The organism is Collinsella sp. TF08-11AT, assembly GCF_003437035.1.
GTDB lineage: Bacteria > Actinomycetota > Coriobacteriia > Coriobacteriales > Coriobacteriaceae > Collinsella.
This window is the reverse complement of sequence record NZ_QSRL01000033.1, coordinates 1-618: the sequence shown is the minus strand read 5'-3', so window position 1 is coordinate 618 and position 618 is coordinate 1. Positions and strand designations below refer to the sequence as shown.

The 618-nt window shown below is 60.7% G+C and carries 1 protein-coding gene; it reads right to left on the bottom strand.

Annotation, left to right across the window (positions count from 1 at the left end; all coding sequences use genetic code 11):
- A partial coding sequence (locus DXC79_RS09950; protein WP_147327505.1) for an ABC transporter ATP-binding protein occupies positions 1–618 on the bottom strand: 618 nt, incomplete at both ends.

Here is a 618-nt window from a genome sequence, read left to right as displayed (position 1 = left end):
GATCTTTTCCACGAGCGTGCCGGCCTCGATGAAGTAGAACGAGTTGGTGAGGTCTGCCAGGTCGTCGAGTAGATGGCTTGAAATGAGCACGCTGCGTCCCCGCGCCACCTCGCTGCGCATCGCGTCGCAGGAGGTTTTCCGCTTTCCCGGATCGAGGCCGTTCAGCGGTTCATCGAGGATGAGGTACGGGCAATCGGTCGCTATCGCCATGGCAAGCTTTACCTGCTGCTTCATTCCCGTCGAGAGCTTGCGGGTCGGCTTGTCGAGATATGGGGAGATTCCGAGGGAGTCGCAGAGCGAGTCGATGTCGGCGGCCGATTTCCACGCCTCCCTAACGAAAGCAAGGTGCTCGATGGCCGATAGCGTGGGATAGAGATCCGCGCTGCCCGAAGAGCTCAGGTAGACGAGTTCTGCAAATTCGGCTGATCGACGTTGGCAGATTCCGTCTGCCGACAGGCTTCCCGAGCGGATGCGGGTGGGAAATTGGCCCGACAGCGCTTCAAGAAGGGTGGTTTTCCCCGAGCCGTTGGGAGCAACGAGGCCCGCCGCCGTTCCCGGGCTCAGGAAAAGCGACCCGATTGAAAGTATCGTCGTGCTTCCGTATCCCACGCTCGCGTC